The following is a 16,189-nucleotide window of genomic DNA, read 5'->3' as shown; positions in this document are numbered from 1 at the left end:
TAATCACTTTAGTGAAACTTAATTCAAATGCTCTGTATATAAAAACACAAATAGCGCTGACCCCTCCTTTCCCGAAGCTTGCCTTAGTTTCATAATGTTTTGGCATAGAGGAAAGCAGATATGGAAATGCCGCACAAGGTAATCAAGCATCATTCTCAACAAGAAGAGGCACTTCATTTCCCCACGCTCACAGAAGTCGAGTCATTAAGCTCACTTTCTCGACCATTGTTTACGTTGCGTAAAAAATCAACGCTAGTCAATCAAGGGGATCCATTCCAAGGATTGTATATTGTTCATAGCGGCATGCTTAAACAAAGCCACCAGTATCGTCATGAGGACGAACTACTCACCCATTTTTATTTACCTAGGGATGTGATAGGTCTCGATGCGATAGGTGATGGAAAATATACTGGCACCGTCTCTACTATAGAGACATCGGGTCTATGTTTGATTCCGTTTAGGCATATTGACGACTTCCCCACCACAGATGCTCTTCATGTGCAATTACTGCGCTGCTTGAGCAAAACGATGCGTTATAACCATGCCAGGTTATGGCAAATTTTAAGCCAACCATCAGACGTTAGAGTCGCCTCCTTTTTTGTGACCATGTCCTATAAATTTCGTGACCTAGGTTACTCCGCGAACTCTTTTAGACTGCCTATGTCGAGACAAGAAATTGCCCATTATCTCTGTATGGCATCCGAAACGGTGAGCAGGATCATCAGCCGCTTTCAACACCAAGGTCTCCTATCAGCCAGCGGTCATGAATACTGCATTCTCAATCCCAAAGGCTTGATAAGTATTGCCGAACAAAATAAATAATAACTGCCTGATAAATAATAAAATATAAGCTCAAGCGTCCATGCTAGTGACTATTTTGGCATGGACGCAATGATTATTACGGGTTTATATATCAATTGTTATAACGCGCGATGGGCTCGGAAAAGCCTATTTTCCACTGTTCTCTACACTCACGTATAATGTTGTATTCATTGTTTTTTTGAGTTACAAAGCTAAATAAAAGTTGATGCAGTTCGGGCGTGGCATTGGTTTCCAGCAGCCAGCCAAAAAACTCGCATGTCCCTCTCGCTGATTCCTCGGCCCGCTCGAGAAAATTTAGGCCCATGGGCTCATCTACTACAAAAAAATGGTGCTTTTTTTCATTCAAAAAAGGAGAAGGTTTCATTATAGGAAGCTCATCAAGACAGGCTATAAGATCCATCTGCTTAGCCACAGCCTGCAAATTACGCAGACGCTGTATGCACTCTATACCGATCGCTTTCATTAGCCGACTCACCGGAGGGTCAATGGGAAGAAAGCTCAGCGCTAACCAACGATAGCGATGGAGTTCATTTTTTTCATGAGAGTTAGCTAAATTCAATTGCTCTTGGGGCAAAAAATTAAGTGCAACCAACTTATCCATGATATCTCTCTCTAATTATAAAATTTCGAACTGGCGTGTTGCTTAGGCACGCCATCCTAGGATGTTAATAAGTTAGCTGTCTATGACATCCATCAACTTTTATAACAGAATTTTAAATTTCATAGCCACTAGTAAAAAATAGTTATTCCTCAATATTTATTTTATATCTATCAATCCCCCATATAACAATTGTTATTAACCAAGGGAATAAGTGACATTTATAAAACAATGAGACATGACCATAATACTAAAAAATTATTACAACGCTCATATTAACCAGCAACTAAAATTATACAAAGTAGCAGCCACCACGATACATGCACTTTTATAAAATATAATTTCAATAAAAATTTCTATTCGATATACGCATTGAGGCAATGGAGAGACGCCTTATCGAAACTAATCTCAACATTATATCGCAGAGCGTATAACACTAGCTCAAACCTTCAATATCATGATTATTGTAGTCATCGAAAAAGTACTGGCATGGAACTTACCTTCCCCCCTAGATTAGTACTACTGGCTCGATTAGATTCACCACATTATGCAGGTCATTGAGCATATTCACCGGCCGGGAATTGAGAGAGCTATGAGGGCGAACGTAATTGTAATGGTTTCTCCACGCATCAATGGCCGCTCTCGCCTCCTCCATTGTTCTAAACCAGTGAAGATTTAGGCATTCGTTTCGAGACTTACCGTTTAGGCTCTCCACAAAGGCATTCCGAGTAGGCTTGCCCGACCGGATAAAACCCAATGTGAGCCAAGTGGGAACAGCATCAAGAGTGGTGTTCCGAAAGTGATCTATTATAAATTAATGACTAACTCAGATCGCTGGGGGCTATATGGCTATGCAAGATAGTACACAAGACAGTACGCAAGATAGAAAGGCACTGCTAGAAAGCCTGAGGACAGAACTTCAAGAGCGGCTTCAGCGCTACAAAGATCATCAGCGCCGAATCAGTGGTGCCCTGGAGAAAGACCTTGAAGAGCAGGCAACACAAGCTCAGAACGACGAAGTGGTTGACCAACTTGAAGATGAAGCTACGTCAGAGCTGACCCAGGTAGAACTCGCCTTAGCGCGCATAGAGGCGCAACTGGGTGATTACTGCGAGGAATGCGGTGGTTTAATTGCGCCCGAGCGCCTGAAAGCTCTGCCTTATGCCACACGCTGCAAAGACTGCAGTATTCTATAAGCCAGGGGGGTCGCTCTCTGACCGATACTTGGCGATTACTTAACATAAGGGATGATTATTGAATTGATTAGGGCTTTTCAAATTGCCGTTTCATAAAATGAAGCACACACGCTATGAGTGCTCCCATAAGTGCCAGTGCCATATCTTTTTGAGCATCCCAGATATCTCCCTGTGCACCCAGATAGGCTTGGCCTAACTCGCCGCCAAATACGACTACTGAAAACCATTCGATAAGTTCATAGAGCGATGAATGAGACATAATCATCATCACTGGAATAAGCCACCGCAGTAAGGAATCGAAGGGAAAAATCCTCTCCATCAGCTCTGCCACAAGTGGCAGTATTAATAAACCATAGAGGAAATGCACCCATCGATCATACTGATTGCGCTCGAAGCCAAGACGGTGGTCTAAAGAGAAACCAAACAGTTTTTGCCACCATAGGTCATACGGCACCTCGGAATAAGTGTAATGAGCACCGATTTCATGGAATACCAAGAAGAGAAAAATACAACTCCACGCTAGACGTGAGATATTCGCCCTATGCCAGATCCATCCCAACACAGGCACTGCCATAAACACCAATATATTCTCAAGCAACCAATCAGACCGGTAATGGGGCCCAATCGCTAACCATACCCAGATGAACACAAAGCCAAAGAAGAGCCAGAGAGGATAAGGGTCACGCTTTAAGCCCCGAGGCTTTATTTGTTCACTCTTCGACAAACTATCCTCTCTCTACTCAATGGTCGAACCAACCGCCCCTTCGCACTAGGTATTTCTCGGCCTCCAGCACAAACATCATGGCGATTCCCATGCTGACCACTAATAAACCATCCATAAAATCTAGTGGCCGAGTATCGAATAGGCTATGCATGATTGGCAAATACGTGAATGCAAGCTGAGCAATCAAGACCACAGTGACTGCTATCAACACGGCGGGTGTGCCCAGAACACCACGCCAGTTAAATGAGCTCATGTGAAGGTAACGCACGTTAAATAGATAAAAAATCTCTAGCACCACGATGACATTGACTACCAGAGTGCGGGCCATTGCAAGCTCATCGCCTCGACTAAGCGAGTAAAAGAAAACCCCCAGCGCTGCTGCCAAAAACAAAAATGCCACCAGCACAACGCGCCAGATTAAAAAAGGAGTCAGCAGGCCTTGCTTAGCAGGCCGGGGGCGCCGATGCATTACGTCGGGCTCGGCTGGCTCAAACGCCAGAGCCAGCCCGAGCGTACCCGCCGTGACAAGATTGACCCATAAGATCTGAACGGCTGACATCGGCATGGCGAAATTGAACAGAATTGCGGTAACGACAGCCAGCACCTCGCCACCATTCGTGGGCAGCGTCCAGGCCACCACTTTGCGGATATTGTCATAGACCACTCGGCCTTCATGTACGGCCGCCACGATAGAGGCGAAATTGTCGTCTAGCAGAACCATCTGTGACGCTTCTTTCGCTGCGTCGGTACCCTTGTGCCCCATCCCAACCCCGACATTCGCTTGCTTCAACGACGGCGCGTCATTAACGCCATCTCCGGTCATCGCCACGATGGCGCCTGTCGCTTGCAGCGCTCGAACAATGCGCAGCTTGTGTTCCGGATTGGTTCGGGCAAAAACACTGGTCTTGTCAACTATGCTTGGCAGGTCACTATCGGTAATGTCATCGAGCTCACGCCCTGTGAGTACGCGCGGATTTTCACCAAGCCCCAATTGTCGGGCAATAGCCGCTGCCGTTTCCGCATGGTCGCCGGTAATCATCTTTACTTCGATACCGGCAGAGTGACACTCCTCAATGGCCGCCATAGCCTCCTCCCTAGGTGGATCAATGAACCCGACTAGACCAACAAAAACCAATCCGTCCTTGAGATCAACGAAGTCCACTTGATTCACGTCCGGCTGTGCTGACTTGACGGCGAAGCCAAGCACACGCTCACCCTGATCAGCCGCCGCCGTAATCCGAGCCGCCCAAGCCTCTCGATCCAACGGTACTGTTATCTCGCCATAAGCCTGGGTGGAGCATAAAAGCAGCAGTTCGTCAGGCGCGCCCTTGACGAAAATCTGATACCCACCACTCACATTGAAGTTAAGCGTGGCCATCAAGCGATGTTGGGCATTGAACGGTATCTCATCGAGGCGTGGCCACTCATGCCGTTTGCGCTCCGGATTCAGGCCAGCTTTGATCGCCAACGCCACCAGCGCCCCCTCCATCGGATCACCGATAACATGCCAATCTCCACCTGTTTCATGCAATTGGGCATCGTTACACAGCAGCCCTGCCAGAATCAGACTATCTGTTTCCATTATCCGCTTATCATCTGGGGCATTACCGTCTGACTCTATTTCCAGCCGCCCTTCCGGTACATAGCCGGATCCGCTCACCATGACTCGGCCACTAGGTATCTCCAGCCTTCGCACGGTCATTTCGTTGCGCGTCAGCGTGCCGGTCTTGTCAGAACAGATAACCGAGGTAGCCCCCAGCGTTTCCACAGCAGGCAACTGTCGGATTGCGGCGTTACGCCGCGCCATGCGCTGCACCCCGATGGCCAGTGTGATAGTGATAACTGCCGGTAACCCTTCAGGAATGGCCCCTACCGCTAACGCCACCACGGCGACTAACGCCTCTGTCCAGATATAGCCGCGTACTAACACTGCAAAAGCGAACAGTAAGGCCGCCACACCTAACGTGATCCAGGTAAAGTGTGTTCCAAAGCGATTGATTTGCTGCAGAAGAGGCGTGGTCAATGGTTGAACTTCGCGCAGCAAGGTACTAATTCGTCCGATTTCAGTATCGCTACCGGTGGCCACCACGACCCCTGTCGCCTGTCCAGTGGCTACTAACGTCCCCGAGTACGCCATTGAGTAACGGTCGCCGAGCGCTGCCGCTATCGGTGCTGGCGACGCCTGCTTTTCAGCAGCCATCGATTCACCGGTTAGGATGGCCTCCTCAATGCGCAATGAGCTGGTACGGATAAGCCGAAGATCAGCAGGTACTCTATCCCCAGCCTCCAGCGATACGATGTCGCCGAGAACGATTTCCTCGACAGGTACTTTGACACGCCGTCCAGCTCTTAAAAGCTGTGCATGGGGAGCGATCAGGCTACGAATAGCATCCAGCGCCTTTTCTGCCTTACCTTCCTGCACAAAACCAACCATGGCATTGACTAACACCACCGCCACAATGACCGTCGCATCAACAAGATGCCCCAATAACGATGCAGCTAGTGCCGCCGCCAAAAGAAAATAGATCAATGCGTTGTGAAAATGAGCAAAAAAGCGAGACAGCGGGTGGCGGCCAACCACTGCCGGTAACTTGTTACGCCCGTAACTAGCCAGACGCTTATTAGCTTGGTCTGCCGTTAGCCCCGTTGGTGACGTCTCCAGCGCCGCAATGACCTCATCGCTATGCCAAGCGTGGACATCCTTGAGTGGGATATCCGATGAGAAACCGATATCGGCAGTGGGTGACTCCATACCTGCTCCTTGGCAACCGGAATAAGAAGGGAACAACATAGTCGAGTATCTACTGCATGAGACGCTAGCCAAGCCCTGTTCCCTTCATACTATCGGCAACCGCAATGGGACAATTCAAGACTAAAATTGCATCCGCTTCGCGCTCATCAAGTAATACGCCAAGTGCGTCTGCATAACATTGGCCGAGGGCAACGTTATGGATATCGACGGGGTTAGCATGCGACCAAGCCTGTGGCAGAAACTCATCAACCGCCAACACACCCACACCGTTGGTAAGGATAGCGAGCCGGTCACCTTCCGGCTTTAGAACACCTAATCTGTTCGCTGTTTCACCATGATCGTACTAGGGAGTTGGTTACAAGAATGTGTCGTTCCTTTACAGCGATTCTAAGACATAATTAATACAGCAGCGCCCGTCAGCTTACCCTCACGAAGATGCATGAGTGCTTCATTAGCGGCACTGAGGGGATAACACTTCACCTTGGTCTTAACAGTCGTTTTGGAAACCAGCTCCAAAAAGTCCTTACCGTCCTTACGGGTTAGGTTGGCAACCGTGCGCAGTTGGCGCTCGCCCCAGAGCAACGAATAAGGAAAGGAAGGAATATCGCTCATATGAATGCCGCCGCAGACCACCACACCCCCTTTCCGCACTGAACGTAGTGCAGCGGGTACAAGTTCACCGGCGGGAGCAAAGATAATGGCTGCATCCAACGCCACATCAGGAAGCTGGCTGGAGCTTCCTGCCCACGTTGCCCCTAGTTGACGCGCAAACTGCTGGGCTTGCTCGTCTCCCGGACGAGTAAAAGCGTATACCTCGACACCCTGCCCCAGCGCAACTTGAGCAACTATATGAGCGGCAGCGCCAAAGCCATAGATACCTAGTCGTTGCAGATTATCGCCACACATTCGCAAAGACCGATAACCAATTAAGCCCGCACACATAAGAGGTGCTGCTTGCGCTGCGCTATAAGTGGAACTGATTGAAAAGCAAAAGCGATGATCCGCCAAGGCATATTCTGCAAAACCGCCATCTATCTGATAACCCGTAAAGCGAGCCTGATCACATAGGTTTTCCTGCCCGTGTAAGCAATACCTACATGCGCCACAGCTATATCCTAACCATGGCACGCCAAGACGCATTCCATGCGTTAACGTAACGCCAGGGCCACAATCAACCACACGACCAACGATTTCGTGTCCTGGAACAATCGGGTAACGAATTTCCGGTAGTTCGCCATCAAGTAAATGGAGGTCAGTGCGACATACAGCGCAGGCTTCAACCTTTAGCAATACGTGACCCGGCCCAGGCATAGGAATAGGCCGTTGCCGCTCAAGCAGTGGACCACCTCGGTTTTCCAGCACCATGACCTTCATGCGTTTTTCCTGAACACTGGTAGTCTTTAGATCATCCAGCGCTAAGCCTTAGCTGGCCGTAACTCGCCTACTTACTCGACGAATCATACATATCGAATAGCCTTCCATGGCAATAACATTGACTAGCGCTATCCACTCTCAAATTGGCGTCGGCGCCCGGGTCTTCAACGACGCTATCGCTCTACTTAACCTCTAGTTTGCGCCGCTGATCCTGTTTTGACTTTGGAAGTTCGATAGTCAATATGCCATCCTTAAACGTAGCCTCAGCATGACTCGTATCGACATCAACAGGCAGGGCAATGGTTCGAGTAAATGAACCATGCCACATTTCCGAATGGTAATATTTATCACGCTCCTCCTTAGTTTCACCCGAGCGATTCCCTTTTAGCATCAGAGAATGGTCAGATATTTCAATCTCCAATTCCTTTCGGTCTACTCCCGGCATTTCTGCGCGTACGATAATTTCTTTATCACGATCAATGATGTCAATTTTGGGGGTAGGTTGGCCAAAAAAGCCTAAACGCTCCTTTAAAAGTTCATCTTTAAAAAAAGGCTTTAGCCAACTTCGATCAAAAAAACCTTCAATCATGCGATCAAACTCTTCCAAAGGTCTCAATGATTGGCTGTCCTGCACTGAAGCAGACTGTTCGCTAGCCTTTACAGGTTGAGAGGCAGGTTTGTTCACGGCAGCACTCCTTTTCCACGCATTCGGGGAAGGTTGCAATATCGTTTGGAATCCATATTACCGTGATGCATATGTCTTAATCGAAACATAGCCTCACGATATGTATCATTATAGCGCAAAGACTTTCACAGAAAAGCTGACTATAGCGGAGATAATTAACAAATAATAAAAATGTTGATCTAGAACAATTATTTTATCAACATCAATAACTTGCGTTAGGTGAATTAACGCAAGGAAGTTAATCCTAAACTAGCAGCGCAATTATTAACATAAGTTAATGACTAAAGACACTTAAAACACAAAGCCTTTTTAGATAGCAAAATAAGCGCATGATGGTTTGCAAAGTTTCACATCAAAGGCTCATAAAAAAGACTTATTTCGCCATAGGGGTGACGCAGGTCAAACCATAACTGCATTTATGTCCCATACTGTTTGCTAAAATAATACAATAAAATACATCAACCATAGCTTTACGATTAACCATAGCTATCACAGGAGCCTTATCACAATGACAACATTCGAGCTTCCCCCTATTCAAGCGCCACTCGCGCTTACATCAAGCAACGTCACTAATCAGCTCGCTTTCTGGTACCAACCATGGGTAAACACCATCCCCACAGCAACCAAGCTACAATGCATATGGCTAGAAACCGTCAACGATGCATATCGCCACGAATTGGACTTCGTTGCGATCATGGCGCCTTTCTATAGCAAACTCTTACGACATACGCTAGGTTTTGAGGGGATACCAACACCGGTATTGATGGCATCCTGCTATCGTGAAATCGCTACTGACATGACAGAAGCCAACCTTCAACGCATGCGCAAGATATCGGAGCTTAGCGAGGGCTTGAAAGAGCGTATTTGGAGCGAGCTATAAATTTGTGTAGATCGAAACATTCAAGGACATACTTGAAATTACCCAGCAAGGGATACCAATTTGGCAGACTCACTTCAGCATACCTCTTATCTATATCACTATTGAACGGTGCGTGTTGAAGAATCTATTTTGAAAAACGGCTGAGTGGTTACCGAGCCAGCGCAGCCAGCGCAGCCAGCTCGATAATCACACTAAAGTTTATTAAAAACAATAACTGCATGCCTTTAAACTTTTATATTATCTTTCACTTTTAAGACACCAGGTGAATTCCATACAGCATGGCGTATGGCCTCTTTTTCAGCAAGGCTGTGAGCCTTGCCACTAAGGGTTACTTCATGATTATGCACTTCAACTTTAATTGCATTCGCATCCTGAATAGCTTTTCTCTTAAGCGAAGCTTCTATTTGAGCCTTGACTGCCCCGGCAGTAGGGTTAGGTTTTAGAGTAATCTGATTGCTGACGCCCGTAACTCCGGCTAAGTAACGAATAGAAGTTGTGGCTAGGCGACGTTGATATTCCCAAGGGACTTCGCCGGTTAGTGTCACCCAACCATCCTCAACCATCACTTTGACTGGATCATCGGGAATAAATATATTCCACTCCAATGTGTTTTTGACTGCACGAGCGATATCTGCATCGGTGCGCTTAAAATCTCCCGGCAGTCTTACGTCAACTTCTACAGCAATTCCTTTAACGCCACTGACTCGCTGCGCGGCATCTTCCGCGTGCCACTTTTCAGCATAACTATCAACATGTCCCGCCAACGTTACAATCCCATCTTCAACTTCTACACCAATATCTGAAGCTCGAACTGAAGGTTCATTTTTGAGTTCGGCAAGCACATCCTTCTGAATTTGAGAATCTGACTTTGACATCGTTGCCACTCCTCTTATTTAGGCCCTTGGTGAACAAGCAACCCTTTCGAATACTTATAGCGCAAACGCTACGGTTGGAAAGATGGCTAAATTGATTAAAAAGCACTAATGAAGAATAAAATTGATCCAGAGCAATTTAAGCTCGTTAATCGCCTGCTTCGAAAAACCAATAAACGTATGTTACTCACCAGGTTAACCACACCACCTGGAATTGATTAACACTCCTTATCTTTAGCAGGTCACGTGCAAGTTGATTTTTAAATAACACTCACTCCCTGGCTTGCATATACTTCTAAAGATACCATTGCACAACCTGTAGAGGCGCACGCTATGAGACCCTCAAGCCGAGAGCATCTACTGGATGAACATCAACCGAAAGCAATTGGTAATCGGCTAGCCACTCCCGTAAAGGCATCGACGTTACCGGATGCTGTGCTCGGTGGCATTGATGGCTGTGTTACTACCTTTGCGGTAATTTCTGGTGCTTTTGGCGCGGGCTTCTCGCCACAGGTAGCGCTAGTGCTAGGGTTCGCTAACTTACTCGCTGATGGCTTCAGTATGGCTGTGAGCAACTATGAAGCTGGACAGGCGCAACTTGCTCAGATCGCCAGCGCTGAGCGCACCGAACGTCAGCACATTGCCATGGTGCCAGAAGGCGAACGTGAAGAGATCCGGCAGCTATTCCGGGCAAAGGGATTCGAAGGGGAACTGCTTGAACAAGTGGTTGAGACCCTATGCCGAAACCCAGATGTGTGGGTGGCCACCATGTTACGAGAGGAGCATGGTCTTTCAGTGGTTGGGCTCAACCCTTTTCGCGCAGCATTGGCTACTTTTATTGCTTTCTTGGTGGTCGGCACTTTGCCATTACTGCCCTATGCCATACCAGGCCTTGGAACTACCTCACAATTTTTAGCCAGCCTGGGTCTCGCCGGGGGCGTGTTCCTCAGCATAGGCATGCTTAAAAGCGCTATATATGGCTTACCAGCTTGGCGCTCCGGACTGCGCACATTGTTTATGGGTACAGCCGCCGCCGGGTTAGCCTTTGCCACTGGTTATCTCGCGCATGGCCTTTTAGCCTTATCTGCGAATAGCTGAAGATCTCATCGAATTTTTGTTACCCGCTTGGAGTAAAAGGGCATTGGTTTGATATGGATCAAACTGTGACCGCTTGCATCGTGCCCTAAAACAGAAAGGCATCTATGCTGTTCAAATAACCGATAGGTTATTTCGTTATACTAAATAATTACTAAAAAATTCTTAATAGGCAGCCGTGTGACGCGCGGCTCTTGGGGGATTCGTTATGAGTCGCAATGTTGGTTATGTCGATAAAATCTTACGCATTCTGGTGGGGATTGTACTGATAGTCCTGGCCCTGACAGGCACTATCGGGGTTTGGGGCTGGATCGGTGTTTTGCCGCTAGCCACCGGGCTATTTAATTTTTGTCCAGCTTATAAGCTATTGGGTATCAATACCTGCAAGATTAAATAGCGATAGCCACCAGCCAATCAATAGCCTGCAGTGCGCCCAACTAGTGCTTAGCGTTCTATCTCAGTTATTCTACACTCGGTGTTTGCGTTCCATGACTGAAGGATAGCCGTATTAATGTTGGGATTCCTGCAGGGCTTTTCTTATGGCCTGTTCATGACCTGCCTACCTTGGCTGTTGGTCGGCCTCATCAATCCTGCCCGGGCACTCCCAGTGGCGGCTTCAAGCCGCTTGCAGGTGATTGCCCGCTACTGCTTAATCGTCCCCTCTATCAGCATGCTGCTATGGCTGACCTCCCTGTGGGGTGGTTTCAGCCCCAGCCTTTTCGGCTGGCTGTCAGGCATTGTCGCCATTCCTGTCGCGTTGCCCATTGAGCGAACGCTACGTGGCTGGCTAGCCCGCCGACGCGAGCGCCGCCAGCAGGCTCAACGAGCAGCCGAAGCTTATCAGCGCCGTGCTCAAGAGGAGCGCAACGCCTATGAAGCGGGAGTATCGGTACTTGATCCGGGAAAGCCTCCCGTAGGAGCAGATGATCTGGTATTGGCGATGTGCCGAGCCAAGCAGGGCTTGCTCGACGTGCACCGCCCCGACCTTGCGATATTTTCTGACCGTCTCTATAGCCGCTACCGCCATGTGATGGACGTGCTGCGCGAGCGATTCAACACGGGCGAGCTGACATTTGAGCGCTCGCAGGGCCTAGTCACTCAGGTCTGTTTCGGCGCGGTGGATACGCTCACGACCATGGCGTCTGAGGCGCGCGGCGTGGTGAGCGTAGATGGTCACTACGTGCGTGCTCGCTTAGAGCGGGAGGGTAACCGATTAGGCGATGAGGAACGCGCCGCCCTAGTGCGCCGGCTAGATTTACTGGTGGAGACTGAGCACCGGCTAAACACGCTCTCGGCCCGTATAGAATCCACCCTAACTGTGCTCGACGATACCGCCGTTTCGTTGGCGCGCATTGAGACAGCCCGCCCACAGGCCGCTGTCACTACCGAGAAGGCACTGGAAGATCTGCACCGCTTCGTAGAAGGTGCGGATCGCTACGCTCGCAAGGAGTAATCCGACGGCCGATGATAGCCAGCTTTCTTCATACTTTTTAATAGTTCAGGAGATATCAATGGCTCCACCATCCGATGATGAACACCGCCTTTCCCTGCCGCCGGTAGACGAGATCGCCGACCAATTAGGAACCAGCAAAGCCAATTCGGACAACCGTGATGATCGTGACAACGACCCAGAGTTAGAGGCGATGGCCGACCGTTTTGTCGCGGATATCTTCGCCGAGGGTGATGAGGCATCGGCGGTTCGCCAACGCCAAGCGGTCGACGAGATGGGGCTTGAATTGCAGCAGCAGGCCGCCCATCGCAGTGCCATGCTGCAAACCCCATTGCGGAAGCTGGCCCACCAAGGCGACGAAGGGGGGCCAGTCGCCAAAGCACTCACCGATCTGCGCGGACGCATGGAAGGATTGGATCCTGCGCGCCATCGTTTGGCACCAACCACTCTGGACCGCATTCTGGCAATCATTCCAGGCCTCGACAGCCGCCTGCAACGCTACTTTCGCAAGTTCGAGAATACCCAACAGGCCCTGGATGCCATCATTGAGGACCTGGAAAGTGGTCGCGACATGCTCCATCGCGACAACCTCACCCTTAGCGATGACCAACAGGCTTTGACTAACATCCTTGCCGAGTTAAACCGTCAAATTGCCCTGGGCCGTATGATCGACCGCCGACTGAGCGACCAAATCGCCGCTCGGGATGACGATGATCCACGCCGTCATTTCCTTGAGGAGGAACTCCTCTTTCCACTGCGTCAGCGCATCGTCGATCTGCAGCAGCAGTTGGCGGTAAGTCAGCAAGGCGTGCTGGCACTTGAAGTCATTATCCGCAACAACCGAGAGTTGATGCGCGGCGTAGACAGGGCCATTAATGTCACCGTTTCGGCCCTCACCGTAGCGGTGACGGTGGCCATGGCGTTGGCCAATCAGCGCCTTGTGCTAGATCGAGTTGAAGCCCTCAACACTGCCACCTCACAGATGATTGGTGGAACTGCAAAGGCACTGCGACAGCAAGGCGTCGACATCCAAAAGCGAGCCTCATCCGCGACGCTGGACATGCAGGTACTTGAAGAGGCTTTCAGTGAAGTGATGGGCGCAATCGATGATCTCTCGAGCTACCGTCAGGAGGCCCTGCCCCAGCTGGATGAACAAATCGACCGCTTGGCAAACCTAGCTAAGCAGGGCCATGCATCTATCTCGCGTCTTCAAGAAGGTAGCGAATCGCAGCCAAAGTATGGCCGCAAGCCCAACGAATGATTCAAGCTTTCTAAGTGAAAACAACAAGAGACATTACATATCTAAGTAAAACCTGCATAGATGAGATTATTGGGGCGCTTAACCCAAGTTCATTGCGTAACTTGATGGCGTTGTAAGCGCCGTCTCATCTGTTCACGCTGCTCATCGGTCAGTAAGTCCTGCATCTGGTTATGCATGCGCACATTATCAGCCATCATATCGCCATGAAGGTTGGCTATTTGAGCTTGCAGCGCCTTTACTTCCTCTGGATCAGGGCGCTCAGTCTGCATAATTTGCATCATGTCATCGCGCAGGTTCATCATCTCGCCCATCCGCTCAAGTTGGGCAGCGCGATGTTCCTGGCGCATCTCGCGCATGGTACTCATCTGCTGCTCGTCGAGGATGCCGCCCATGCCGCCCATGCCGGGCATAGCCTCCATGTCTCCCATCATTGGGCAAGGGATCATTCCACTTTGCCCTCCCATCATCATTCCTGGATACATGCCTCCTTGATTACCCATCATCATGCCCGACCCCATACCGCCTGGGCCACCCATCATATTTCCCTGACCTTGGGTGCCTTGATTCATACCATGAGCGAAGATGGCGCTGCTTGAGACACTAAGGCTTGCAGCCAGGCCAATGGCAAAGATCATCTTGTGCTTAACCATGATAGTTCCTCTCATCCTGGTGCTGGTTGAGACGTCGCCTTTTCCCACAAGAGGAAGGAAGGCGGAGTTAGCTTAAATTAAAATCCTACAACCTATAGCTAGCTCAAAGGGAAAGGGGAAACCAACTCCAGATACTTAAATGTTGTCACAAGTCATTTTTCCCACCGTTTTCAGCCCTGTTTCAGGTTGGCACGTTATAAAACCAATTGCCTTCCATGAAGAAGAACTCGTTCAAATGCTTGCTCAAATACCACGCCGCCCAGTAAGCGGAAATCCCTGAAGCCAAAGTGTTCCTGGACGCTCTCTTGGCTCTCTTGGTATCGATGAGCTAAGCCATGTTTCTTATTCGTCAAAAAGGACAAACGATCTCCACGGCTCAACGGAATCAATTTTATCGCCTCATGAATGAAGTAACGGCATCCACTCAACTCTGAAAAAATATAAGGAAACGGTATGCAAATGAAGATGAGATCGCTCGCTATCATTCCCGCTGGCTTGGCAGCGCTGTTGATTTCGCTAGCAATGCCGGTATTGGCCCATGAAGGGCGAACAACCACTTCCCCCAAAGATGGCGCCACCGTTCAGGATTCCCCTGCGAATATTGGCATTGAGTTTGGTGGCATGATGCGCATCACCCAGTTTGAAGTGATAGGCCCGGATGGCTCAGTTTCTCTTGATGGTCAGCTAGGCAGCGAACAGGTCGAGCGCTACTTTGTAAAACCCGGGGAGCCTCTTGCGGCAGGATACTACCAGGTGCGCTGGCGCGGCCTATCTAATGACGGGCACATGATGTCCGACAGTTTTAACTTCTCGATCCAGCCCTAACCCGTGGCCTGGTGGACCTCAATAAATGGCCTCGATGCCTGGACCGTCGCGATGGTTCTTACGGCGGCCGGGGGTTACCTTAGCACCCTAGTCGCGACGGGGGCCGTGCTGTTTCGACTAGCGTTTCCGCAACTCCCTGATCACGATCGGAAGTGCGTCGCCCGGATGGGCATCCTCGCTGCCTGGGCTGGGGTTATTTTGGTTCTATCCCAATGGCCTTTGCAAGCTGGGTACCTTGGGGGCGGCAATCTGGCTGCTGCAACCAACCCAATGCTGCTCGGGATCGTGTTCGAGGGTGCGCCCGGCACCCGGCTGATACTGACGGTAACTGGCTTGCTGCTGGTCCAGGTGATTCAGCTTAATAACTTAGTACTCTCGAAAACAGCCATTAGCTTGAGCCTATTAGGCGTGCTAATGGTGATGCTGGCGTTCGTACAGGTAGGACATACAGTGAATACGCCGCGCCTCGTTTTGGCGGGCTTGCTGATCTTACACTTGATGGCGGTGGCATTCTGGGTGGCCTCTCTGTGGCCGCTGTTCCACTTAGTGGGACGACCTCACAAACAGAGTAATATCGCCCCCATTCTGACCCGTTTTGGGCGACTCGCGCTGGGCGGAGTTGGCATGCTGGTTCTGGCAGGTGCCACTTTGGCCACCTTGCTAACAGGCGGTCTCACCCCACTGCTCACCACGGCATATGGCCAGTTCTTGATCGGCAAGGTATTGATAGTTGTGCTGCTGCTGTTATTTGCTGCCGCGAACAAGTGGCGGCTTGTACCGGCCTTTGAGAGCGGCGACACCACAGCTCCAGGTCGGCTCCAGCGCAGTATTGCGCTGGAGATGGTGCTGATAGCGGTTATCCTGTTGATCACGGCGGTGCTGACAAGCGTGACATCACCGAACGGGTGACGGATAGGACAGCCCGGAAGGCAAAGCCAATGTCATCCGCGCCCTAAGCGAGCGGCGGACGTGACACTAGACCGCGGCGAGCCCACCTCGGTGGTG

The 16,189-nt window shown here is 49.9% G+C and carries 16 protein-coding genes and 1 pseudogene; 9 read left to right on the top strand and 8 right to left on the bottom strand.

Annotation, left to right across the window (positions count from 1 at the left end; translation table 11 throughout):
- Window positions 1-120 precede the first annotated feature (120 nt).
- A complete protein-coding gene (locus tag AC5TBW_RS08895; protein ID WP_495511708.1) occupies window positions 121-822 on the top strand; it encodes a Crp/Fnr family transcriptional regulator in 702 nt (233 codons plus the stop codon).
- A 91-nt stretch (window positions 823-913) separates the two neighbouring features.
- On the opposite strand, the gene AC5TBW_RS08890 is transcribed toward AC5TBW_RS08895, so the two are convergent.
- Both AC5TBW_RS08890 and AC5TBW_RS08885 read right to left on the bottom strand, forming a co-directional pair.
- Window positions 914-1,423, bottom strand: a complete 510-nt coding sequence (locus AC5TBW_RS08890; RefSeq protein WP_495511707.1) for a hypothetical protein — start codon at window positions 1,421-1,423, stop codon at window positions 914-916.
- 505 nt (window positions 1,424-1,928) lie between these two features.
- A pseudogene (locus AC5TBW_RS08885) lies at window positions 1,929-2,177 on the bottom strand (integrase core domain-containing protein); the annotation flags it as partial.
- A 94-nt stretch (window positions 2,178-2,271) separates the two neighbouring features.
- Between AC5TBW_RS08885 and AC5TBW_RS08880 the strand changes: the two are divergent.
- The gene (locus AC5TBW_RS08880; RefSeq protein WP_495511706.1) at window positions 2,272-2,616 is read left to right on the top strand and encodes a TraR/DksA family transcriptional regulator; all 345 of its coding nucleotides are present in this window, start codon (window positions 2,272-2,274) and stop codon (window positions 2,614-2,616) included.
- A gap of 67 nt (window positions 2,617-2,683) precedes the next feature.
- Here AC5TBW_RS08880 and AC5TBW_RS08875 read toward each other — a convergent pair whose 3' ends face one another.
- From AC5TBW_RS08875 to AC5TBW_RS08860, 4 genes are all read right to left on the bottom strand, one after another.
- Window positions 2,684-3,340, bottom strand: coding sequence for a DUF2238 domain-containing protein (locus AC5TBW_RS08875; RefSeq protein ID WP_495511705.1), 657 nt, complete (start codon window positions 3,338-3,340; stop codon window positions 2,684-2,686).
- A 16-nt stretch (window positions 3,341-3,356) separates the two neighbouring features.
- A complete protein-coding gene (locus AC5TBW_RS08870; protein WP_495511704.1) occupies window positions 3,357-6,092 on the bottom strand; it encodes an HAD-IC family P-type ATPase in 2,736 nt (911 codons plus the stop codon).
- Window positions 6,093-6,479: 387 nt separating this feature from the next.
- On the bottom strand, window positions 6,480-7,466 hold the full coding sequence (locus AC5TBW_RS08865; protein WP_495511703.1) for a zinc-dependent alcohol dehydrogenase family protein: 987 nt from the start codon (window positions 7,464-7,466) through the stop codon (window positions 6,480-6,482).
- Between the two features lie 181 nt (window positions 7,467-7,647).
- Entirely contained in the window at window positions 7,648-8,151 is a 504-nt protein-coding gene (locus tag AC5TBW_RS08860; protein ID WP_495511702.1) for an Hsp20/alpha crystallin family protein, read from the bottom strand.
- A 508-nt stretch (window positions 8,152-8,659) separates the two neighbouring features.
- Between AC5TBW_RS08860 and AC5TBW_RS08855 the strand changes: the two genes are divergently transcribed.
- Entirely contained in the window at window positions 8,660-9,031 is a 372-nt protein-coding gene (locus AC5TBW_RS08855; protein ID WP_495511701.1) for a hypothetical protein, read from the top strand.
- 224 nt (window positions 9,032-9,255) lie between these two features.
- Here the strand turns inward: AC5TBW_RS08855 and AC5TBW_RS08850 are convergent, their stop codons facing one another.
- Complete coding sequence (locus AC5TBW_RS08850; RefSeq protein WP_495511700.1) at window positions 9,256-9,906, bottom strand: BON domain-containing protein; 651 nt, start codon at window positions 9,904-9,906, stop codon at window positions 9,256-9,258.
- A 330-nt stretch (window positions 9,907-10,236) separates the two neighbouring features.
- Here AC5TBW_RS08850 and AC5TBW_RS08845 point away from each other — a divergent pair, with 330 nt between their 5' ends.
- The 4 genes from AC5TBW_RS08845 (at window position 10,237) to AC5TBW_RS08830 (ending at window position 13,709) form a co-directional block, all read left to right on the top strand.
- Complete coding sequence (locus AC5TBW_RS08845; RefSeq protein ID WP_495511699.1) at window positions 10,237-11,001, top strand: VIT1/CCC1 transporter family protein; 765 nt, start codon at window positions 10,237-10,239, stop codon at window positions 10,999-11,001.
- 205 nt (window positions 11,002-11,206) lie between these two features.
- Window positions 11,207-11,395, top strand: coding sequence for a YgaP family membrane protein (locus AC5TBW_RS08840; protein ID WP_495511698.1), 189 nt, complete (start codon window positions 11,207-11,209; stop codon window positions 11,393-11,395).
- Window positions 11,396-11,509: 114 nt separating this feature from the next.
- Complete coding sequence (locus AC5TBW_RS08835) at window positions 11,510-12,451, top strand: cobyrinic acid a,c-diamide synthase (protein WP_495511697.1); 942 nt, start codon at window positions 11,510-11,512, stop codon at window positions 12,449-12,451.
- A gap of 58 nt (window positions 12,452-12,509) precedes the next feature.
- On the top strand, window positions 12,510-13,709 hold the full coding sequence (locus tag AC5TBW_RS08830) for a toxic anion resistance protein (protein WP_495511696.1): 1,200 nt from the start codon (window positions 12,510-12,512) through the stop codon (window positions 13,707-13,709).
- Window positions 13,710-13,798: 89 nt separating this feature from the next.
- Here AC5TBW_RS08830 and AC5TBW_RS08825 read toward each other — a convergent pair whose 3' ends face one another.
- Window positions 13,799-14,359, bottom strand: coding sequence for a Spy/CpxP family protein refolding chaperone (locus tag AC5TBW_RS08825; protein WP_495511695.1), 561 nt, complete (start codon window positions 14,357-14,359; stop codon window positions 13,799-13,801).
- A gap of 453 nt (window positions 14,360-14,812) precedes the next feature.
- Between AC5TBW_RS08825 and AC5TBW_RS08820 the strand changes: the two genes are divergently transcribed.
- On the top strand, window positions 14,813-15,184 hold the full coding sequence (locus tag AC5TBW_RS08820; RefSeq protein ID WP_495511694.1) for a copper resistance CopC family protein: 372 nt from the start codon (window positions 14,813-14,815) through the stop codon (window positions 15,182-15,184).
- 51 nt (window positions 15,185-15,235) lie between these two features.
- Window positions 15,236-16,093 (top strand): copper resistance D family protein, encoded by an 858-nt coding sequence (locus tag AC5TBW_RS08815; protein WP_495511693.1) that lies wholly within the window; start codon window positions 15,236-15,238, stop codon window positions 16,091-16,093.
- Window positions 16,094-16,189 lie beyond the last annotated feature (96 nt).

It is taken from the genome of Vreelandella sp. ssv (genome assembly GCF_059448525.1).
This window is presented reverse-complemented; position numbering and strand designations above follow the sequence as displayed.